The organism is Streptococcus mitis (assembly GCF_026782895.1).
Lineage (GTDB): Bacteria > Bacillota > Bacilli > Lactobacillales > Streptococcaceae > Streptococcus > Streptococcus mitis_CB.
In genome coordinates this window covers 31,382-51,920 of record NZ_JAKUXJ010000002.1, presented here as the reverse complement: position 1 = coordinate 51,920, position 20,539 = coordinate 31,382, and the positions used below count along the sequence as shown (strand labels likewise).

Sequence of the window (20,539 nt, the reverse complement as noted above, 5' to 3'; positions counted from 1 at the left end):
CTTATGCCTCCCTCTTTGAGATACTTGAAAATTTATTGTATTCTTTTTGGAAAATTAATTCCACCGTTCCACGAGCTCCACTACGGTTTTTCTCGATAATAACTTCTACCTTATTATTCGGCATTCCTTCCTCTTCTTCACCACCACGCTCATAGTAATCGTCGCGATAAAGAAAGGCTACAATATCAGCGTCCTGCTCAATAGACCCAGATTCACGAATATCAGACAAGACCGGTCTCTTATCCTGACGTTGTTCTACACCACGAGAAAGCTGACTTAGAGCGATTACTGGAACCTTCAGTTCCTTAGCTAAAATTTTCAACTGACGTGAAATTTCTGAAACCTCTTGTTGACGATTTTCCCGACCAGTTCCCGTGATAAGCTGCAAATAGTCTATTAAAATCAAGCCAAGATTTCCAGTTTCTTGAGCCAGTTTACGAGAACGAGAACGAATCTCTGTAATCCGAATCCCTGGCGTATCATCGATATAGATACTTGCATTAGCTAGATTTCCTTGAGCAATGGTATATTTTTGCCACTCCTCATCAGTCAATTGACCCGTACGGATAGAATGCGATTCTACCAAACCTTCTGCCGCTAACATACGGTCCACTAGACTTTCCGCACCCATTTCCAGTGAAAAAATAGCAACTGTTTTGTCCAACTTAGTCCCAATATTCTGAGCAATATTCAAGGCAAAGGCTGTCTTACCAACAGCTGGACGGGCTGCTAGGATAATCAACTCCTCCTCATGAAGTCCAGTCGTCATATGATCCAAGTCACGATAGCCTGTCGCAATACCTGTAATATCGGTCGTTTGTTGCGAGCGAGCTTCCAGATTTCCGAAGTTGATATTCAACACATCTCGAATGTTCTTAAATCCACTTCGATTTGCATTTTCGCTGACATCAATCAGGCCTTTTTCTGCCTGAGCAATGATTTCATCAGCTGGTTGCGAAGCCTCGTAAGCTTGATTGACAGACTCTGTCAACTTGGAGATTAATCGACGTAGCATGGCCTTCTCTGCAACAATCTTAGCATAATACTCCGCATTAGCAGAAGTTGGCACAGAATTGACAATCTCAACCAAGTAAGACAGGCCACCAATATTCTGTAAATCACCTTGATTATCAAGAATGGTACGAACCGTTGTTGCATCTATAGCATCGCCACGATCGGATAAGTCGACCATAGCTTGGAAAATCAAACGATGGGCATACTTAAAAAAGTCCCTAGACTCAATATATTCTCGCACAAAAACAAGCTTACTCTCGTCAATAAAGATAGCCCCTAAAACGGATTGCTCAGCTAAGATATCTTGAGGTTGTACTCGTAACTCTTCTACTTCTGCCATCAGACTTCCCTTCCTTTTACAATCTTGTCAAGAAAGTGTAAATTTACCCTTCTTTCACACGAAGATTGATTACACTTGTAATATCTTGATAGATTTTCACTGGTACATCAATCAAACCAACTGCTCGAATCGGAGCTTGTACTTGGATATGACGTTTATCAATCTTAATTCCAAATTGCTTTTGCAATTCTTCTGCAATTTTCTTATTGGTAATGGAACCAAAGGTACGACCATCTGGACCAACTTTTTCAACAAATTCTACAATAGTTTCCTCTGCTTCTAGTTGAGCTTTAATTGCTTTTGCTTCTGCAATCATCTCAGCATGAGCTTTTTCTTCAGATTTTTGTTTACCACGAAGTTCACCTACAGCTTGAGCAGTCGCTTCTTTGGCTAGACTCTTTTTGATAAGAAAGTTTTGCGCATACCCTGTTGGTACTTCCTTAATTTCGCCTTTTTTACCTTTTCCTTTAACATCTGCTAAAAAGATTACTTTCATTCTTCTTTCTCCTTTTCCTTTATTTCATTTAATACAATTTCTGTCAGTTTTTCCCCTGCTTCTGACAAGGTTGAATCCTTAATTTGAGCTGCTGCCAAATTAAAGTGGCCTCCACCTCCCAGCTCTTCCATAATCCGTTGTACATTCAGCTTACTACGACTGCGAGCTGAGATAGAGATAAATCCTTGTGTATTCTTCGCAAGAACAAAACTCGCTTCAATACCTGACATAGCTAACATGGCATCTGCTGCCTTACTAATAACAACTGTATCATAGCATTTCGAGTCCTTAGCCTCTGCTATTAGTACATCTGAACCTAATTTACGCCCCTGTAAAATCAGTTCATTGACCTCACGATATTCTTCAAAATCTGTCGCAGCAATTTCTTGGATAGCAATACTATCACTTCCTCTCGTTCTGAGATAGCTAGCAACATCAAATGTCCGACTAGTCACTCGTGAGGTGAAATTTTTAGTATCCAACATCATACCAGCCATCAAGACACTTGCTTGCATACGACTCAAACGATTTTTCTTAGAATTCTGGAACTGAATCAATTCCGTTACCAACTCACTGGCACTACTTGCACCACTTTCGATATAAGTAATAACCGCATTATCTGGAAAATCCTGATCCCGTCTGTGGTGGTCGATGACGATGGTTTGGGTAAATAAATCATAAAAAGCTTTTGATAAAGTTAAGGCTGTCTTTGAATGGTCTACAAGAATCAACAAAGAACGATTGGTCACCATCCCCATTGCATCCTTAACAGACAACAACTTCGTAACTCCTTCTTTTTCTAAGAATGAAACAGCTCGTTCAATATCCGGAGACATCTGATTTTCATCATAAAGAGCATAACTATTTTCTGTCACATTACTAGCAAATAACTGCATACCTACAGCAGAACCCAAAGCATCCATATCAAGATTTTTGTGACCAACTACAAAAACCTGATCTACACTTCTAATTTTATCTGAAATAGCTGTCATCATAGCGCGCGTACGTGTCCTTGTACGCTTGATTGACGCCGCAGATCCACCACCAAAATAAACGGGATTTTTCGTTTCGTCATTCTCCTTGACAACCACCTGGTCGCCACCACGTACTTCAGCCAAGTTTAAGTTGAGCAATGCAACTTTCCCTATCTCATCATGATTTCCATCACCATAAGAAAAGCCCATACTTAAGGTCAATGGCAACTGTCTCTGTTTCGACTCTTCTCTGAAAGAATCAATAACAGAAAATTTATCGTTCATCAATCCCTCAAGCACCGTGTAGTCCGTAAATAGATAAAAGCGATCCATACTTACTCGACGGGAGAACATGGCATGTTTACCAGCAAATTCTGAAACAAAATTGGCTACAAAACTATTGATATGACTGATATCAGACTCCGATGTTTCATCTTCTAAATCATCATAGTTGTCAACGGAAACGACCCCAATCACAGGTCGACTCGTTACTAACTCAACAGTCGCTTCGTATTCTCCAGACACATCAAAGAAGTAAAGAACTCCAGACACCTTGTCCATATGAACCGAATAGCGGGTCTCACCCAAGGTAGCATAAGAACCTGGATTTCCTACCGATGCCTTGATAATTGTTTGAATTAATGCAACATCAATCTCGCCCACTTCATTAGTCAAAATCAATTCAGCATAAGGATTAAACCATTCAACTTCACCTGACGACAAGTCTAATTTAATAACTCCGACAGGCATCTGTTCTAACAAGGTTGTCAAACTTTCTTCAGCTTGGTGGTTTACATACTGGATTTGTTCTACTTCACTCTTTGAGTAGTAGTCTCTCTGATGGATGAATAATAAACTATATGAACCCAAAATAAGTAGCAAAAGAAATAGCGTTACCAGTGTATTCGTTACAAAAACAAGTTGCACAGATAGCACTCCGAACGCCACTATTCCTAATATTAAGGGGAAAATAGGACTTACATAAAATTTTTTCATTCCAAACCTCTTGGCACCCATTATACCATAATAACCACCAAAAAGCGACTTTTTAAAGGTGTAATCAGTAATTCTATCAATTATAAGAAAAAGGAGGTTTACAATTCAGTAAACCTTCCTTTACACATATTGAAATTAAGATTCTTTAACTTCTAACAAACCAATTTCGCCATCCTCACGACGATAAATCACATTGGTTGTCTGATCTTCAACATCCACATAGATAAAAAAATCATGTCCCAACAAATCCATCTGTAGAATAGCTTCTTCCAAATCCATTGGTTTTAAATCAATTTGTTTTGAACGAACCACTCTAGATTGGACAACATTTGTATCTTCCACCAAAGCATCTGTAAATAATTGACTAGTTGCTACCTTGTTTTTATTTTTACGCTCGATTTTTGTTTTATTTTTACGAATCTGACGTTCAATTTTATCAGTTACAAGGTCAATTGAACCATACATATCTTGAGACACATCTTCTGCACGAAGAGTAATTGAGCCAAGCGGAATCGTCACCTCCACTTTAGCCGTTTTTTCACGATACACCTTCAAGTTAACTCGAGCATCCAACTCTTGTTCAGCTTGAAAATACTTTTCGATCTTTTCGAGTTTAGAAACTACATAATCACGAATTGCTTCTGTTACTTCTAGGTTTTCACCACGGATACTATATTTAATCATATGAGTACCTTCTTTCTAAACATTTTTGTTTTTCTGATTTCATTATAACGCTTTCATTTTAGTTTTGCAAATTTTTTCCTCATCTTACAAGGGAAAATGTTTTTACATCTTCAGCACCAGCCTCTTCCAACAGTTTCTTCACACGATTTATAGTTGTTCCAGTAGTGTAAATGTCATCTATAAGTAGGATTTTTTTAGGAATAGTGACTCCCCTTTTAATAAAGAAAGGAAGTTCTGTCCCCAAGCGTTCTGAACGATTTTTAGAAGAACTGGCCCGCTCTTCTCTCTTCTCTAGTAAGTCTTGAAAAGAGAACCCTGCTGCTTCAACTAAACCTTCAACCTGGTTAAATCCCCTCTCAAGTAATCTTTCAGGACTTAGGGGAATTACGACAAATTGATACTCTTTGTACTTTTTCAACTCCTCACTTAAAAATGAAGCAAAAACTTTTCTTAAAAGGAAGTCTCCATCAAACTTATACCGACTGAAAAAATCCTTCATAGCTTGATTGTAAGTAAAAATCCCTCTATGACTGACTTCAATTCCTTCTTTACACCAAAATTGACAATCTTGACACTTTGTTGACAATCCTGTTTTCATACAGTTTGGACAGTACTCTTCTCCAATTTTCTCAAAAGTAGAATCACAATCTAAACAAAGACATGAGACATCATTCCTCAGAAGTAAGAGACTACTAAAAGTTAAAACAGCCTTCATAGTCTGCCCGCACAATAAGCACCTCATAGACCCGCTTCCTTATTCATCTGCTGAATTTCCTTAATTGCCTTCTTGATTGAAGTATTTAACCCATCATGGAAGAAAAGCAAATCTCCTGTCGGTCTGTCCATACTCCGACCGACACGTCCTCCAATCTGTATTAAACTAGACTTGGTAAAAAGACGATGATTGGCCTCTACTACAAAAACATCCACACAAGGGAAGGTAACTCCACGCTCCAATATTGTCGTACTGATAAGTATTGTCAGTTCTCCATCTCGAAAAGCTTGTACCTGTTCTAATCTATCTTCTGTTACAGAAGATACAAAGCCAATTTTCTCATTTGGAAATTGCTCCTGTAAGATTTCTTTTAACTGCTCCCCTTTCTTAATTTCTGAAGCAAAAATGAGTAACGGATAAGCTGTCTTTCTCTGCTTCTCAATATAGGACTTTAACTTTGGTGACAACCGATTTTTCTCTAAACAGTGATTAAAATCGGATAACCAGACAGGTTTAGGAATAATCAACGGATTTCCATGAAATCGTCTTGGCAAACTCAATCGTTTTAGTTCTCCTATGCGAACCTTTCTATCTAACTCATCAGTCGAAGTCGCTGTTAAAAAGATTCTCAGTCCATTCTCCTTTACACTATTCTTGACAGCATGGTAAAGCTTGGGATTGTCAACATAAGGAAAGGCATCTACTTCATCCACTATCAGCAAATCAAAAGCTTGATAAAACTTCAATAACTGATGGGTCGTCGCAACAACTAGTGGTGTTCGAAAATACGGCTCTGATTCTCCGTGTAGTAAAGATATCTCGCAAGCAAAATCATCTTGCAGGCGCTTGTACAGCTCCAAACAAACATCTATGCGAGGACTAGCCAAGCATACTGCACCACCCGCATTGATCACTTTAGCTACTACTTGATAAATCATTTCTGTCTTTCCAGCTCCTGTTACAGCGTGAACCAAGGTTGGTTCCTGCTTGTCTACAGCTTGAATTAGTCCCTCTGACACCTTCTCTTGAAAAGGAGTTAATTGACCGCGCCATTTGAGAATATCTTGCTTCGCAAAATCCTCCTGCGGAAAATAGTATAAAGCTTGATCACTCCTGACTCGCTTCATCAGTAAACACTCCCTACAATAATAAGCACCGATGGGCAAATACCATTCATCTAAAATAGCACTATCACAACGTTGACAGAAAAGTTTCCCTTTCTCCTTTCTCATTGCTGGAAGTTTCTCCGCCAACTGACGTTCCTCTTTTGTTAATTCATTCTCAGTAAACAAACGACCGAGATAATTTGGATTTACTTTCATACTTCTTTATTCGTAAAAACCTAGCGCTTTAGATGATTTTTTAGTACAATTAAATCATGGAATTTAGAACAATTAAAGAGGACGGTCAAGTCCAAGAAGAAATCAAAAAATCACGCTTTATCTGTCATGCCAAGCGTGTTTATAGCGAAGAAGAGGCTCGAGACTTTATTACTACCATCAAAAAAGAACACTACAAAGCTACGCATAACTGCTCTGCCTTCATTATTGGGGAACGTAGTGAAATCAAACGTACAAGTGATGATGGTGAGCCCAGTGGGACTGCTGGCGTTCCCATGCTTGGGGTACTAGAAAATCACAACCTCACCAATGTCTGTGTGGTCGTGACACGCTACTTTGGTGGTATAAAACTAGGCGCTGGAGGACTGATTCGTGCTTACGCCGGCAGTGTTGCCTTAGCCGTCAAAGAAATTGGCATCATTGAAATAAAGGAACAGGCGGGCATTGCTATTCAAATGTCTTACGCTCAGTATCAAGAGTACAGTAACTTCCTTAAAGAACATAATCTCATGGAACTGGATACAAACTTTACAGATCAAGTCGATACGATGATTTATGTTGATAAAGAAGAAAAAGAAAATATTAAAGCTGCACTGGTGGAGTTTTTTAATGGAAAAGTTACTTTAACTGATCAAGGTTTACGAGAAGTTGAAGTTCCTGTAAATTTAGTGTAAACAAAGGAGAAAAATATGGCATTTGGTAAATTCATTCAAGGACTTGCTGGTAACTTTAGCGAGCAAAACAAAGAAACTCTTATCAAAGAATATGGACAATATCTACTAGAAAATGAAGAAATTCAAAGTGGATATAAACTGATTCGTGACTCAATTATATTTACAAATATCCGCATTATCTTTACAGATAAACAAGGCGCTACCGGTCGTAAGATGTCTATTAAATCAATCTTTTTGATGAACATTGTTAACGTTGAAATGGAAACTGCAGGAGCAGGTATAGATGATAGTGAAATTACTATTACTTATTTAGAGAATGTCTTTCTAAAAGCACATAATGAACATTTTAGTTCTCATAAATTTGAATTTCCTAAGAAAACGGATATCGTTCCACTTTATACCTATTTATTAGAATTAGCTTATCACAATCGCTTGAAAATTAATGACTTGGACCTGTGATATAAAAAAATCCTATCACTTCGATAGGATTTCTATATTTTACAAATGATATAGATAGCGTTATACTAGAAATATCTTATACAAAGAGGTATTCATATGTCTATTTATAACAATATTACTGAATTAATCGGTCAAACTCCGATTGTTAAACTCAACAACATCGTACCAGAAGGGGCTGCGGACGTCTATGTAAAGCTTGAAGCATTCAACCCTGGTTCTTCTGTAAAAGATCGTATTGCTCTTAGCATGATTGAAAAAGCTGAACAAGACGGTATTCTGAAACCAGGTTCTACAATTGTTGAAGCAACAAGTGGAAACACTGGTATTGGACTTTCATGGGTAGGTGCTGCTAAAGGGTATAAAGTCGTCATCGTTATGCCTGAAACTATGAGTGTAGAACGACGTAAGATTATCCAAGCTTATGGTGCTGAACTCGTCCTAACTCCTGGTAGTGAGGGAATGAAAGGCGCTATTGCTAAGGCTCAAGAAATCGCTGCTGAACGTGATGGTTTCCTTCCTCTTCAATTTGACAATCCAGCTAATCCAGAAGTACACGAAAGAACAACAGGAGCTGAAATACTAGCTGCTTTCGGTAAAGATGGACTAGATGCCTTTGTTGCTGGAGTGGGTACCGGTGGAACGATTTCTGGTGTTTCTCATGCACTCAAATCAGCAAATTCTAACATTCAAGTTTTTGCGGTAGAAGCAGATGAATCTGCTATTCTATCTGGTGAAAAACCTGGCCCTCACAAAATTCAAGGTATCTCAGCTGGATTTATTCCTGATACACTTGATACAAAAGCCTATGATGGTATCGTTCGTGTAACATCAGACGATGCTCTCGCACTCGGCCGTGAAATTGGTGGAAAAGAAGGATTTCTTGTAGGGATTTCTTCAGCTGCAGCTATCTACGGAGCCATCGAGGTTGCCAAGAAATTAGGTACAGGTAAAAAGGTTCTTGCTCTAGCACCAGATAACGGTGAACGTTATCTCTCTACAGCACTTTATGAATTTGAAGTGTAGTCTCCTAAATGCACTTAGCCCTTTTTATAGGGCTTTTTATTTATATCTTGAAAAGTAGAATTCTTTCCCTATAGGAATCTACTGCATAGAAAAAAGGAAGCACTTCAGCTTCCTTTTTATTATTAGTTATTCAAGGCTGCTGCCATTGTAGCTGCAACTTCAGCTTCGAAGTCGTTTGCAGCTTTTTCGATACCTTCACCAACTTCAAAGCGAGCGAACTCAACTACTGAAGCGTTAACTGATTCAAGATATGCTTCAACTGTCTTGCTGTCATCCATGATGTATACTTGTGCAAGAAGTGTGTAAGCTTGGTCAACTTTAGTGTTGTCAAGCATGAAGCGGTCCATTTTACCTGGGATGATTTTGTCCCAGATTTTTTCTGGTTTGCCTTCTGCAGCCAATTCAGCTTTGATGTCAGCTTCAGCTTGGGCAATCACTTCATCAGTCAATTGAGCTTTTGATCCATACTTCAAGTGTGGAAGAGCTGGTTTGTTAACCATTGCACGACTTTCGTTGTCTTGGTCGATAACGTGGTTCAATTGTGCCAACTCATCTTTAACGAATTGCTCATCCAATTCTTTGTAAGAAAGAACTGTTGGTTTCATCGCTGCGATGTGCATTGACAATTGTTTAGCAAGTGCTTCGTCTCCACCTTCAACAACTGAAATAACACCGATACGTCCACCGTTATGTTGGTATGCTCCAAAGTGTTGTGCGTCTGTTTTTTCAATCAATGCAAAGCGACGGAATGAGATTTTTTCTCCGATAGTTGCTGTTGCAGATACGTATGCAGCTTCAAGAGTTTCACCTGAAGGCATTGTCAAAGCAAGTGCTTCTTCATTATTAGCAGGTTTTCCTTCAGCAATAACTTTAGCTGTAGTATTTACCAATTCAACGAATTGAGCATTTTTCGCAACGAAGTCAGTTTCAGCGTTTACTTCAATAACTGCTGCAACATTACCGTTAACATAAACACCAGTCAATCCTTCTGCAGCAACACGGTCAGCTTTCTTAGCTGCCTTAGCCATACCTTTTTCACGAAGCAATTCAATCGCTTTTTCGATGTCACCGTCTGTTTCTACAAGCGCTTTTTTAGCGTCCATAACTCCGGCACCAGATTTTTCACGCAACTCTTTTACAAGTTTAGCTGTAATTTCTGCCATTTTGATTCTCCTATATTTTTTAAAAATAGGAGAGCCGGGCTAAGCCCCGCCCTCCTAGGTAATTACTATTTATATGAATTAAGCGTTGTCGCCTTCTACAACTTCAACGATTTCTTCAATTGAATCTGCTTGAGCTTCAGAAGCTACAAATTCTGCTTCAACTGCTACTGCATCTTCACCTTGACGTCCTTCAATGATAGCGTCAGCCAATTTAGCTGTGATCAATTTAACAGCGCGGATAGCGTCATCGTTAGCTGGGATGATTACATCGATATCATCTGGATCAGTATTTGTGTCAACCATCGCTACAACTGGGATTCCCAATTTTTTAGCTTCTTTAACAGCGATTTGCTCTTTATGTGGGTCAACTACGTACATCACATCTGGGATACGAGGCATATCTTCGATACCACCCAAGAATTTTTCAAGACGTGCACGTTGTTTATTAAGAAGTGCAACTTCTTTCTTAGGAAGAACTTCGAAAGTTCCATCTTCTTCCATACGTTTGATTTCTTTCAAACGAGCGATACGTTTTTGGATTGTTCCCCAGTTTGTAAGAGTTCCACCCAACCAACGGTGGTTAATAAAGTATTGACCTGAACGTACTGCTTCTTCAGCAACTGCATCAGCTGCTTGTTTCTTAGTACCAACAAACAATACAACTGCATCGTTAGCTGCTGCATCACGCATGAAATCGTAAGCTTGGTCAGCGTATTTTACAGTTTGTTGCAAGTCGATAACGTGGATTCCGTTACGTTCAGTGAAGATGTACTTAGCCATCTTAGGGTTCCAGCGACGAGTTTGGTGACCAAAGTGTACACCAGCCTCAAGAAGTTGTTTCATTGAAATTACTGCCATGAGTATTTCTCCTTTTTGTTTTTTTCCTCTTCTTGACTTCAACTCGCAAAACGACCCAAAGGCAACTGTTTCACAATTCATCAAGAATGAGTATTATCGTTCACACGACAGTTTTCATTTTACCATACTTTTTCAATATTTTCAAGCGATTTTAGTAGATTTTTAAAGTAAGTTAACTATATAAATCATAAAAGAGACTCAAATCGAGCCTCTTCGTTTTATTCATTAGTTTGGATAGATATATGTTACAAAACCTTCTGAAGTTGTAGTAGGATTGAACCAACCACGTTTATTTCCGATTGTACGATTTCCACCATAGTTTGATTCAGATACTTGGATACTTGTTGATGATGAAACAGCTGTAACCACGGCTACGTGTCCATATCCACCATCATTCCAACATGCAATAGCACCAACTTGAGGTGTAGATCCTGTACGGAATCCTGCTGCAGCTGCACTTGTAGCCCACTGTGCCCCATTACCCCAGTAATCTCCAGCCCAAGGTGCCAATGTTTTAGCTCCCCATGTACACTCACCAGTTGGATAACTTGAAGCGTTTGTACTGTATGTTGGACGATGTTTTACTGGTGCAGGAGTGTAGCTTGAAGATGATTCAGATGAACTAGATACTGCTTGAACTTCTGCTGTAAAAGTTGTATTTCCAGAAGCAACTACTGTTTGTTGTTGACTTGCTTGTTTAGCTTTGTAGGCTGCTTCTGCTTCTGCAGCTGCTTTAGCTTCTGCTTCCGCTGCAGCTTTTTTCTCAAGTAAACTTGCTTTTTCATCCTCTGCAGTAGCCTTTTCAGCAGCAAGATTCAATTCTGCAGCTTTCAACTCAGCTTGTTTTGTAGTTAATGATTGAGCATCATCAGCTAGTTTTTGCTGATTTGCAATAACTGTATTAATCGCATCATTGTTTGCTACTTGTTTTTCAGAAATAGCTTTTTTATCTGCTTTTTGTTGTTCCAACATTTTGTTGTTTGCAGATACGATTTCACTCATTGCAGCAACACGTGAAATAGCTTCTGTAATTGATTTTGAGTTTACAATTGTATTGATGTAATTTGTTGCAGCTCCATTTGTTTGAGCACTACGAGCTTGTTTTTGCAATGAATCATTGCGAGATACAATATTCTTAGAAAGTTCTGTAATTTCACCCTCAAGCTTTTTAGATTCTGCTTGTAGTCTATCATTTTCAGATTGCAAGTTTGATTGCTCTGTTTGAATAGCAGATACTTGCTCCTGAATTTGATCAACTTGTTTTTGGGCTTCTTGTTGTTGTGCTGTTAAGTTACTAATTTTATTATCTTGAGCAGCAATTTTGTCATCAGTAGTTTCTGCATGCGCAGTTGTTAAAACAGCTACTTGAGAAACCATTACTGTACTTAGTAAAAGTGACGCTAAGATTTTTTTCTTCATATTTCGTAGATACTCCTTCTTTTAAAGACACTACTAGTATACCAAAAAAAGGCCTAATGAATATTACGCCTTTGTTACATTTTTATTTCTTTCTTATAGGTAAAATTTTTCAAAAATAAACTGAAAAATAATCATCCATATAAGGTTCAAAATCATTGATGGCACTAAACTATAGACTATAAACAAAGACATACTATCCACAGTTAAACCTACCACTAATGCAAGTATATAAGCTCCCATCTCAAATAGAAAAGTCATGACAATAATTGCCAACATTCTCGTCCAACGATTCAATAAAATAACACTATTAAATTTATGGAGAAATACTCCCAACAAGACGAACAACAAAGTCGCAATCCCTATCAAGTGGAAAAAGTAAATGTCATAAACCAAACCCACTACAAAACAATATGCTAAATAGAGATACTCTGATACCTCAATCGTCTCAAATAAGAGAAACAAAAATAGAAAATGACTAGCCAACTGCACGTGGGGAAAAAATGAGCCCAGAAGCTGACTAATATGGGCATCAATTAGAACAAAGAAAGGAAGCAATAAAAATACTCCAACCCGCTTCAACTGTCTCATTATGAATTCCCCACTAATTCTATCACACTCACATTATGAGTATCTGCACTTAATTTAACAGTTACTTCTCGTGTCAAGTAGTCCGTACTATGCGTTGTGGCAACCACTTCACCAACAGGAATATCAGCAACGTTAAAGTTTCCTAATCCACCAGTGGCCACCTTATCTCCCGCACTAATATCGCTATTACTATTTAATTGGCTAATTTTTAGAACTTCATTTTCCTTGTCATAGCCAACAATAATTCCATAAATTGTAGTAGAACCATGTTGAATTTTAACAGAAATCTTATCAGCATTTTCCGTATTTGTCAGAAGGTTGACCATAGTAGAGTTGTCCTCCACTTTTGAAACACTCCCAATCAAACCACCATTTGCAATGGCTAACATATTTTCAGAAACCCCTTTTGATTTACCTGCATCCAGGGTCAATTCCTGCTTCCAAGATACTGGAGAACGCATAATAACATCTGCTGCTAAAGTCTTTGTAGCTTGCAATTTGGACTTCATATCAAGCAATTGGCGCAGTTGTTCATTTTCTGTCTTTAAACTTTCCGCCTCATTTGATTTAACTTCTAATTGGTAAATCTGTTTCTTCAAACTTTCATTTTCATTATAAGTTCGTGTCAAATGTGCTAAATCTGATTTAACAGAATCAAACCACTGAAAAGGTTTTTGCACAACCCTATCAACCAATGAGATTCCATCTCCTAATTTTGTCACAATTGTACTTGAATAAGTCGTCGCTAAGAGAGCTGACACAAGCAGAACAGTGACAAAAACAATAATGACATATTTTGATTTTTTAAAACGGTTCATATCCCTACCTTTATATCAAAAACTGTTACAGTAACTTTTTTATAAATTCCTGAAAGCTACTAAGATTTTAAGAAAAATAAGCAACAACCAAGTACGAGAATAACAAGAATGGTCAACGTATCCTTTCGCGTCCATCTCAATTGTCGGTATTGACTTCTACCTTTTCCACCCTGATAACCACGCGCTTCCATGGCAATAGCCAAGGAATCTGCACGTTTTAAACTTGTCGCAAAAAGAGGAATCAAAATAGGAATCATCGCCTTTACTTTTTGAACAATACTTCCTTCTCCAAAATCCACTCCACGCGCTTTCTGTGCATTCATAATCCGCGTCGTATCATCCATCAAGGTTGGGACAAAACGCAAACTCATGGACAGCATCAATCCAATCTCATGAACTGGAACTTTCACACGCTTTAAAGGCGCTAACAAAGCTTCGACAGCTGATGCCAAACTTAAGGGCATGGTCGTTAAGGTTAACAAAGTTGAAAAGAAAATAATTAATACAAAGCGACAAAAAATAATTCCAGCTTGTTGCAAAGCATAATCCGTGATTCTCACAAACGAAAACTCAAATAAAACATTCCCATTAGAAATGAAAAACAGTTGAAAAATAGTTGTGAAGGCAATCAAGAAAAACATAGACTTCAAGCCCTGAATAAAAAATGAAAGAGATACTCCTGACAAGGCAATAAATATCCCTGTCGCTATAAAAAGAATTAGATTCGTCAAGGGATTATTAGCCCAAAAAACGATCAAAATCAGTAGCATCATAGCCAGTAATTTGCTACGTGGATCCAATCGGTGAACAATCGAATCCCCTGGGATATAACGCCCCAAAATCATACTATCCATTTAGCGACTCCTTGAACTCCTCTATCTTAATCGGTAATCGTTTAAATGACACGCCTCTATCAGCCAATCGTTTACAAAAGGCTGTAATTTTAGGTACTCCCAACTGCACTTCTTCCATAAAGACAACATCTTGAAAGACATCACTTGGTTTACCACCCTTAACTAAACGTCCCTTTTCCATTACATAGACTTGGTTCGCATATTCGGCAACATCATCCATCAAATGCGTTACCAAAACGATGGTCATCCCTGACTGGTGGAGTTTTTTGAACAAATTCATCAGCTCTTTTCTTCCCAAAGGATCCAAGCCTGCTGTGGGTTCATCTAAGACTAATATAGCTGGCTCCATGGCAAGTATGCCTGCAATGGCAACACGTCTCATTTGTCCACCTGATAGCTCAAACGGGCTACGATTAAAAAGTGATTCATCAATTCCAACCAGAGCCAGTTTTTCACGCGCAATCTTCTCCGCATCTTCTTCAGAAACTCCAAAATTTTGCGGTCCAAAAGCAACGTCTTTCAAAACCGTTTCTTCAAAAATCTGATTTTCAGCAAACTGAAATACCAAGCCAACCTGTTTTCTAATTTGACGAATATCTTTATTTTTAGAAGTCGGGGTGATTAAGGTATCAAAAACTCGCACACTCCCTTGACTTGGAACCAACAAACCATTTAAAAGTTGTAAAACAGTTGATTTGCCACTACCTGTGTGCCCAATTAAAGCCGTATAAGAACCATCTTCAATCGTCAAAGAAACATCTGACAAAGCTGTTGAAGCTAAGGGAGTCCCTTTTTGATACGTAAAACTCACATTTTCTAGAGCAATTCCCATAGCTTATCCTCTAGCTCACTTTCTGTCAAATAATTTTCAGGCAAATCATAGCCATTCTGGCTCAAAGAATGTTTTAATTGATTAGCAAAAGGATCGTCTAATCCAATTTGATCCAAATCATTTCGAGAGAAAAGCTCCCTTGGACTACTAGTTGATTCAATTGACCCTTTTTTCATAATCAACACACGATCACTCATGGCAACTTCTTCCAAATCATGTGTAATGGAAATGACCGTCATATCATAGTCTTTCCGAATTCCTTTTACTGTCTCAATCAGTTCTCTACGTCCCTCAGGATCCAACATACTCGTTGCTTCATCTAAGATTAAAATAGCTGGTCTTAGGGCTACAACACCTGCAATAGCCACACGTTGCTTTTGGCCACCTGATAGACGCGCTGGCTCTCTCTTTTTAAAGTCCAACATGCCAACCAAATCCAGAGCTTCTTCCACTCTCTTTTTCATTTCTTGACGAGAAAGTCCCTGATTTTCCAAACCAAAGGCAACATCATCTTCAACAGTCGCTCCAACAAATTGATTGTCTGGATTTTGAAAAACCATACCGATTTGACGACGTATATTCCAAACATTTTCCTCAGTCAAACGTTGACCATCAATTACAATCTCTCCAGATTCTGCTTCCAGTAAGCCATCAATTAATCGAACCGTCGTTGATTTACCACTACCATTATGACCTACAATCGAAAGCCATTCTCCACGTTTCACGTGAAACGTAATATCCTTCACATCGTAGTATTCCTGACTTTCCTTATAGCGAAAAGAAAGATTTTTTACATCAATTATTGATTTCATTTCGAACCAAATGTCCCTTTAAATACATAGGCACTACCCTTGAAATAATCATAGCCAGAGTAGATAGTGAAAAACAAGGCTACATAAAGTAGAACTTGACCAAGCAAAGTCCAATGTAATAGCAAGAAAATAATGGCAAACATCTGACTAAAAGTTTTAATTTTTCCAGGCATTGCTGCTGCTAAAACTGTTCCACCAGTTTCAACTAATAAAAGTCTTAAACCTGTCACAGCCAACTCACGACAGATGATCACTGCAACAATCCAAGCTGGAGCCATACCTAACTCAATCAGCATAATAAAAGCAGACATAACTAGTAGCTTATCCGCCATAGGATCTGCAAATTTACCAAAATTACTGACCACATTCCATTTACGAGCTAAATATCCATCTAAATAGTCTGTAATACTGGCAATAGCAAAGATAATAGCTGCCACAATATGACTCTCTATCGAATTTCCTATCGTTAAAATAAAGATAAAAATAGGTATAAAGAGAATTCGACCTATTGTTAAGAGATTTGGAATTTGTTCTTTTTTCATTCGTTTTTCCTTAATTTTTAGTAAAGGTTACAGTGATTTTTCCAGTCTGAGCTGTTAATTTCGATAAGTCAACAGTCTGATTATCTACTGTTAAAGCTACACCTTTGACAACACCTAAAGTAATGGTCACAGAATTTTTAGTTGAAACTGTTGTTTCCGCACTTTTATTATCTGGTGATAAGGTTACTCCACCCTCAAGATCACTTTCTGAAACACTAACCCAACTTCTAGCATCTGAGACTGATAATTGTAATTTTGCAGTTTCCTTACTCGTTTTATAAGCAACTTCTACTTGATTTCCTTCACCTGATACCGTTATAGCTGGTTCCATATTCGAAGAGCTACTTGATGAACTACTACTTGAGGATGAAGTTACAGAACTAGTTGAGCTTGTTGCTTGGACTACACTATAACTAGACGCAGATGAACGCTCTGGTTGAGTCTGGAGATAATTCCAAACATAATAAGTCACAAAAATGACAATCGATAGTGCAAAGAGTATAAAATAAAATAAAGGCAAAAATGATGTCTTATTTTTCTTACTTGAACGTCTCCTACCTGTCAACTCGTCTTCATCAACATCTACTTCTTCATAAGTAATCATGCTCCCAGAATCATAAGCATCCAAGACAATTCGCTCATCTAGCTCAACTGCCCACGCATACTTTCTCAAAAAAGAACGAGTATAAAATGGACTAGGAAGTTGATCAAAATCATCAGCTTCCATCGCCTCCAACATATCCAACTGAATTTCTGTTTTTTTGTGTAATTCTTCTAAAGTCAACCCTTGGTTGGTTCTAGCTAAACGTAAAACCTCACCAATTGTTTTTTTCCTCATACTTGTCATTCCTTCTTTCTAGTATTGATTATGATAGGTTACTACGATGGGAATATTGTAAAATCAACTATATCACCATCATCTATTAAATGATGTCCAGCATCAAGGACATCCTCTAAAGTAATTTCCTGTAAAATTTTTGGTAAATCAAAAATTGTCTCACCTTGTCCAAAAGCATCATATTGCGTTGCAATAAATTCAAGAGAGTTCATGCTACTGAAAAATTCTCCAAACATCTCTCTTTTGATAATATCTAAATGATCCTCTGTAATATCTAAATCCTTTGTGAAATTACGAATAGCCTTTTTAAACTGATGAGATAAAGCAACTGGCTCTTTTGTATCCATTGTCAACATAATAAAATGAAAGCGACTTGTTACTTCAACTTCAAGAGATAAGGACGCATCAATTTTACCTGATTCATATAATTTCTGAAAACGATCCGAGGTCCAACCAAACATCATTGTAAACAATAATTTTAATAAAATATGATGTCGATAGCAATCATCCTCAGCAACATCTTGTTTACCTCTAATACCAATCGCTAGTTTTGGAGAAGACACTTCCATTCTCATACTGTCTGTTTGCTTTACAGCCTGTAAAACAAACTTTTCTCTTGCTACATCCTGAACATCTAAATCTTTCAGTTTTTTGCTTTCAAAATAGTCCTGTACTCGTTCCAAATCAAAATTACCAACTAAAAACAGAGACATGTTTACAGGTTTGTAAAATCTTGTAAAATTTTCTTGTAAATTAGTTAGATTGATTTGGGAAATGGACTCCTCACTACCAACTATATCAGTTGCTAAAGGTGTGCCTGGATACAAATTCGCTAAAGTTGAAAAGAATAAACACGAATCTGGATCATCTTGATACATTTCTCGTTCTTGCTGGATAATATCCTGCTCTCTTAAAATGGAATCTTCAGTAAAGTGTGCTGATGTTACCAATTCATCAATTAAGTCTAAATTATCTAAAAAATGATCCGTTGCTGAAAAAAGATAACTTGTTTTTGTAAAGCTTGTAAAGGCATTACTATCTGCACCTAGACTCGTAAAAGCCGACATCAAATCGCTAGCATCTTCTCTCTCAAATAATTTATGTTCAAGAAAATGAGCAATTCCCGCAGGATATTCTTTTACATCTCCGTCAACTTCAGTGACAAGCATATCTACCGAACCAAACTGAACAGTGACACTCCCGTAAACTTCTTTAAATTCCTTTTTAGGCAAAAGAGCAACTGTCAATCCGTTGGCCAAACGAGTTCGATAAACCATTTCTTTTACAGCTGGATAGTATTTTTCTTCAAAAACAACCTTTGTCATTCTATTCCTTCCATAAAGTAAATTGCTTGTAATTTCACATTACTAGCTACTCTACAAATAGCATCTTTGTCAACTTGCTCGAGTTTTGCAATCCAACCTTTAAAGTCTGCTGAAGATTTTCCAAGTAAGGCATTTTGATAAGCACGTTCAATCAATGAAAATTGATTATCTTGAGAAAGCAACAAAGACCGACGAATCATTTCCTTGGTCTGCTCTAGCTCAAGCTCTGTAAAATAACCTTTTTTTAAATCAAGCAGTTGATTATTCATCATTTTTCGAGCCTGATTCCGATTTTCTCGATCAATGCCAGCATACATCCTCAAGAATCCACTAAACAAATCGAGCTGACTTGAAATAGTATAAGCCAATCCAGCATTTTCACGGACATTTGTAAATAGTTTAGAGTGAGCAAATCCACCAAGTAAACCATTCATTACAATCATGGGTAAATATTGCTCATCACCATATTTAGAAGGACAATGATAACCTAATTCCAAAATAGATTGTCCCACATTTTTCCGAACCATACCTTCCTGCAGGATATTGGAATAAGGTTGACAATACTGAACCTTCACATCCCCTTCTCGACCTTTAAAGCCAAATGATTCTAATACATTTTGAATTTCAACCTCATTAAAATCACCTAGGAAAAAGAAATCTATTCGATTATTGGCCAAAAATTCTTGGAAACAAGAATAAGAACTCTGTGGAGTTTCAGCTAAAATACGATTTCGTAAATCACTATATTCCAATTGGAGACGTTCGTCATGAAAAAATATTTTGTCTAATTCTTTATGTGAAAAATAAAAAGAATCATCCATATCAACTGCTAAACTTGCTAGCAATTGTTTTTTCTCAATTTCAAATAAGGCTGGATCAAATCCATTATCAACTACTACGGGGGAAAAAAGAGTTTCTTTTAAAAGTTCCAAAACCTGAGAAGTTAGCACATTTTTCTTACTTAAAAACTCATCACGAACATAGTTAAATGTCAATTCTACAATATGACTTTGCCCTCTTCTGAAACAATTGGTTGACATATCTGTACCATATAGACTGGCCAAATGTTTTCTCAAATCTTGAGCAGTAGGATACATCTGATTAGCAGTCTCTAGCATACTCGCACTCAACATGCGACCTGCAATCGTATCAAGAGATAATGGAGCGGTAAAACGCACGGTGATTTTGTTCGTTTTAAACTTTTTTGATTGGATAAAATGTGTTGAAATTCCATGCACTAACTCCATGATTTACCTCCTTATATACAGACTTCTATTATATCACGAAAACCTGAAATTTTCTTGTTCTCTGTAACACTTTTGAAATAAAAATCGCTTACATTTCTCCCTGTTTCTCTCACTATTTTTAGGAAAATATGGTATAATACCAAAGATTGAGGTGAATTATGGAATACAAATTATTTGAAGAATTTATTACCCTCCAAGCACTACTCAAAGAACTTGGAATTACACATAGTGGAGGAGCTATCAAATCATTTCTCTCTGAACATTCTGTTTACTTTAATGGGGAATTAGAGAGTCGTCGTGGTAAAAAACTTCGTATTGGTGATAAAGTTGACATCCCTGACATGAATATTGACATCTTGTTGACACAACCTACGTCTGATGAGCAAGAGGAATACCAAGCTGATAAAGTTGAAAAAGAACGAATTGCTAAACTTGTTAAGGAGATGAATAAGGGTGTAAAAAAAGATAAATCAAAACCTACTTCATCACCCAAAAGCAAACAAGCTCCGCGATTCCCTGGTAGATAAT

Annotated in this window: 22 protein-coding genes; 4 read left to right on the top strand and 18 right to left on the bottom strand. The window is 37.6% G+C overall.

The features are described 5' to 3' along the window. Position 1: 1 nt before the first annotated feature. From dnaB to MK480_RS02005, 6 genes are all read right to left on the bottom strand, one after another. On the bottom strand, positions 2 to 1,354 hold the full coding sequence (gene dnaB, locus MK480_RS02030) for a replicative DNA helicase (RefSeq protein ID WP_060627337.1): 1,353 nt from the start codon (positions 1,352 to 1,354) through the stop codon (positions 2 to 4). A gap of 43 nt (positions 1,355 to 1,397) precedes the next feature. After that, a complete protein-coding gene (rplI, locus tag MK480_RS02025; protein ID WP_060627336.1) occupies positions 1,398 to 1,850 on the bottom strand; it encodes a 50S ribosomal protein L9 in 453 nt (150 codons plus the stop codon). Next, positions 1,847 to 3,820: a DHH family phosphoesterase gene (locus tag MK480_RS02020; protein ID WP_000715142.1), complete on the bottom strand. Its 1,974-nt coding sequence runs from the start codon at positions 3,818 to 3,820 to the stop codon at positions 1,847 to 1,849. Before MK480_RS02020 ends, rplI begins: the two co-directional genes overlap by 4 nt. A 135-nt stretch (positions 3,821 to 3,955) precedes the next feature. Next, entirely contained in the window at positions 3,956 to 4,504 is a 549-nt protein-coding gene (gene hpf / locus MK480_RS02015; RefSeq protein ID WP_004255322.1) for a ribosome hibernation-promoting factor, HPF/YfiA family, read from the bottom strand. A 79-nt stretch (positions 4,505 to 4,583) separates the two neighbouring features. Beyond that, positions 4,584 to 5,246, bottom strand: a complete 663-nt coding sequence (locus MK480_RS02010) for a ComF family protein (protein WP_045612472.1) — start codon at positions 5,244 to 5,246, stop codon at positions 4,584 to 4,586. Then, positions 5,243 to 6,541: an ATP-dependent helicase ComFA gene (locus MK480_RS02005; RefSeq protein ID WP_045612473.1), complete on the bottom strand. Its 1,299-nt coding sequence runs from the start codon at positions 6,539 to 6,541 to the stop codon at positions 5,243 to 5,245. The genes MK480_RS02010 and MK480_RS02005 overlap by 4 nt, the downstream gene beginning before the upstream one ends. A 56-nt stretch (positions 6,542 to 6,597) precedes the next feature. On the opposite strand from MK480_RS02005, the gene MK480_RS02000 reads away from it, so the two are divergent. The 3 genes from MK480_RS02000 (at position 6,598) to cysK (ending at position 8,715) form a co-directional block, all read left to right on the top strand. Then, positions 6,598 to 7,233 (top strand): YigZ family protein, encoded by a 636-nt coding sequence (locus tag MK480_RS02000; RefSeq protein WP_084926268.1) that lies wholly within the window; start codon positions 6,598 to 6,600, stop codon positions 7,231 to 7,233. Positions 7,234 to 7,248: 15 nt separating this feature from the next. Then, positions 7,249 to 7,692 (top strand): PH domain-containing protein, encoded by a 444-nt coding sequence (locus tag MK480_RS01995; RefSeq protein ID WP_060627334.1) that lies wholly within the window; start codon positions 7,249 to 7,251, stop codon positions 7,690 to 7,692. Between the two features lie 96 nt (positions 7,693 to 7,788). Continuing rightward, positions 7,789 to 8,715 carry a cysteine synthase A gene (gene cysK / locus MK480_RS01990; RefSeq protein ID WP_049521100.1) on the top strand — a complete coding sequence of 309 codons (927 nt, stop codon included), beginning with the start codon at positions 7,789 to 7,791 and terminating at the stop codon, positions 8,713 to 8,715. Positions 8,716 to 8,837: 122 nt separating this feature from the next. Here the strand turns inward: cysK and tsf are convergent, their stop codons facing one another. The 12 genes from tsf to yfmF form a co-directional block, all read right to left on the bottom strand. Beyond that, positions 8,838 to 9,878, bottom strand: coding sequence for a translation elongation factor Ts (tsf, locus tag MK480_RS01985; RefSeq protein WP_033682512.1), 1,041 nt, complete (start codon positions 9,876 to 9,878; stop codon positions 8,838 to 8,840). 78 nt (positions 9,879 to 9,956) lie between these two features. Beyond that, positions 9,957 to 10,736 (bottom strand): 30S ribosomal protein S2, encoded by a 780-nt coding sequence (rpsB, locus tag MK480_RS01980; protein WP_000268469.1) that lies wholly within the window; start codon positions 10,734 to 10,736, stop codon positions 9,957 to 9,959. Between the two features lie 225 nt (positions 10,737 to 10,961). Further along, a complete protein-coding gene (gene pcsB / locus MK480_RS01975) occupies positions 10,962 to 12,155 on the bottom strand; it encodes a peptidoglycan hydrolase PcsB (protein WP_084887692.1) in 1,194 nt (397 codons plus the stop codon). 93 nt (positions 12,156 to 12,248) lie between these two features. Beyond that, the gene (gene mreD / locus MK480_RS01970; protein ID WP_261028155.1) at positions 12,249 to 12,743 is read right to left on the bottom strand and encodes a rod shape-determining protein MreD; all 495 of its coding nucleotides are present in this window, start codon (positions 12,741 to 12,743) and stop codon (positions 12,249 to 12,251) included. Next, entirely contained in the window at positions 12,743 to 13,561 is an 819-nt protein-coding gene (mreC, locus tag MK480_RS01965) for a rod shape-determining protein MreC (RefSeq protein ID WP_084862622.1), read from the bottom strand. Before mreC ends, mreD begins: the two co-directional genes overlap by 1 nt. 59 nt (positions 13,562 to 13,620) lie before the next feature. Next, complete coding sequence (locus tag MK480_RS01960) at positions 13,621 to 14,415, bottom strand: energy-coupling factor transporter transmembrane component T family protein (RefSeq protein WP_268707122.1); 795 nt, start codon at positions 14,413 to 14,415, stop codon at positions 13,621 to 13,623. Beyond that, positions 14,408 to 15,247, bottom strand: coding sequence for an energy-coupling factor transporter ATPase (locus MK480_RS01955; protein ID WP_268707121.1), 840 nt, complete (start codon positions 15,245 to 15,247; stop codon positions 14,408 to 14,410). The genes MK480_RS01960 and MK480_RS01955 overlap by 8 nt, the downstream gene beginning before the upstream one ends. Further along, positions 15,232 to 16,059, bottom strand: a complete 828-nt coding sequence (locus MK480_RS01950) for an energy-coupling factor ABC transporter ATP-binding protein (protein ID WP_045612486.1) — start codon at positions 16,057 to 16,059, stop codon at positions 15,232 to 15,234. The genes MK480_RS01955 and MK480_RS01950 overlap by 16 nt, the downstream gene beginning before the upstream one ends. Continuing rightward, a complete protein-coding gene (gene pgsA, locus MK480_RS01945; protein ID WP_000712127.1) occupies positions 16,056 to 16,601 on the bottom strand; it encodes a CDP-diacylglycerol--glycerol-3-phosphate 3-phosphatidyltransferase in 546 nt (181 codons plus the stop codon). The genes MK480_RS01950 and pgsA overlap by 4 nt, the downstream gene beginning before the upstream one ends. A gap of 10 nt (positions 16,602 to 16,611) precedes the next feature. After that, entirely contained in the window at positions 16,612 to 17,439 is an 828-nt protein-coding gene (gene rodZ / locus MK480_RS01940; RefSeq protein WP_268707120.1) for a cytoskeleton protein RodZ, read from the bottom strand. Positions 17,440 to 17,480: 41 nt separating this feature from the next. Continuing rightward, positions 17,481 to 18,764: an EF-P 5-aminopentanol modification-associated protein YfmH gene (yfmH, locus tag MK480_RS01935; protein WP_268707119.1), complete on the bottom strand. Its 1,284-nt coding sequence runs from the start codon at positions 18,762 to 18,764 to the stop codon at positions 17,481 to 17,483. Continuing rightward, the gene (gene yfmF / locus MK480_RS01930; RefSeq protein ID WP_084926260.1) at positions 18,761 to 20,011 is read right to left on the bottom strand and encodes an EF-P 5-aminopentanol modification-associated protein YfmF; all 1,251 of its coding nucleotides are present in this window, start codon (positions 20,009 to 20,011) and stop codon (positions 18,761 to 18,763) included. The genes yfmH and yfmF overlap by 4 nt, the downstream gene beginning before the upstream one ends. A gap of 158 nt (positions 20,012 to 20,169) precedes the next feature. On the opposite strand from yfmF, the gene yaaA reads away from it, so the two are divergent. Next, positions 20,170 to 20,538 carry a S4 domain-containing protein YaaA gene (gene yaaA / locus MK480_RS01925; protein WP_084887673.1) on the top strand — a complete coding sequence of 123 codons (369 nt, stop codon included), beginning with the start codon at positions 20,170 to 20,172 and terminating at the stop codon, positions 20,536 to 20,538. The last annotated feature ends 1 nt before the right edge of the window (position 20,539 follow it).

Coding starts and splice junctions, on each gene's coding strand:
- dnaB (WP_060627337.1), bottom strand. CDS start 1,354: ATGGCAGAAGTAGAAGAGTTACGAGTACAACCTCAAGATATCTTAGCT.
- rplI (WP_060627336.1), bottom strand. CDS start 1,850: ATGAAAGTAATCTTTTTAGCAGATGTTAAAGGAAAAGGTAAAAAAGGC.
- MK480_RS02020 (WP_000715142.1), bottom strand. CDS start 3,820: ATGAAAAAATTTTATGTAAGTCCTATTTTCCCCTTAATATTAGGAATA.
- hpf (WP_004255322.1), bottom strand. CDS start 4,504: ATGATTAAATATAGTATCCGTGGTGAAAACCTAGAAGTAACAGAAGCA.
- MK480_RS02010 (WP_045612472.1), bottom strand. CDS start 5,246: ATGAGGTGCTTATTGTGCGGGCAGACTATGAAGGCTGTTTTAACTTTT.
- MK480_RS02005 (WP_045612473.1), bottom strand. CDS start 6,541: ATGAAAGTAAATCCAAATTATCTCGGTCGTTTGTTTACTGAGAATGAA.
- MK480_RS02000 (WP_084926268.1), top strand. CDS start 6,598: ATGGAATTTAGAACAATTAAAGAGGACGGTCAAGTCCAAGAAGAAATC.
- MK480_RS01995 (WP_060627334.1), top strand. CDS start 7,249: ATGGCATTTGGTAAATTCATTCAAGGACTTGCTGGTAACTTTAGCGAG.
- cysK (WP_049521100.1), top strand. CDS start 7,789: ATGTCTATTTATAACAATATTACTGAATTAATCGGTCAAACTCCGATT.
- tsf (WP_033682512.1), bottom strand. CDS start 9,878: ATGGCAGAAATTACAGCTAAACTTGTAAAAGAGTTGCGTGAAAAATCT.
- rpsB (WP_000268469.1), bottom strand. CDS start 10,736: ATGGCAGTAATTTCAATGAAACAACTTCTTGAGGCTGGTGTACACTTT.
- pcsB (WP_084887692.1), bottom strand. CDS start 12,155: ATGAAGAAAAAAATCTTAGCGTCACTTTTACTAAGTACAGTAATGGTT.
- mreD (WP_261028155.1), bottom strand. CDS start 12,743: ATGAGACAGTTGAAGCGGGTTGGAGTATTTTTATTGCTTCCTTTCTTT.
- mreC (WP_084862622.1), bottom strand. CDS start 13,561: ATGAACCGTTTTAAAAAATCAAAATATGTCATTATTGTTTTTGTCACT.
- MK480_RS01960 (WP_268707122.1), bottom strand. CDS start 14,415: ATGGATAGTATGATTTTGGGGCGTTATATCCCAGGGGATTCGATTGTT.
- MK480_RS01955 (WP_268707121.1), bottom strand. CDS start 15,247: ATGGGAATTGCTCTAGAAAATGTGAGTTTTACGTATCAAAAAGGGACT.
- MK480_RS01950 (WP_045612486.1), bottom strand. CDS start 16,059: ATGAAATCAATAATTGATGTAAAAAATCTTTCTTTTCGCTATAAGGAA.
- pgsA (WP_000712127.1), bottom strand. CDS start 16,601: ATGAAAAAAGAACAAATTCCAAATCTCTTAACAATAGGTCGAATTCTC.
- rodZ (WP_268707120.1), bottom strand. CDS start 17,439: ATGAGGAAAAAAACAATTGGTGAGGTTTTACGTTTAGCTAGAACCAAC.
- yfmH (WP_268707119.1), bottom strand. CDS start 18,764: ATGACAAAGGTTGTTTTTGAAGAAAAATACTATCCAGCTGTAAAAGAA.
- yfmF (WP_084926260.1), bottom strand. CDS start 20,011: ATGGAGTTAGTGCATGGAATTTCAACACATTTTATCCAATCAAAAAAG.
- yaaA (WP_084887673.1), top strand. CDS start 20,170: ATGGAATACAAATTATTTGAAGAATTTATTACCCTCCAAGCACTACTC.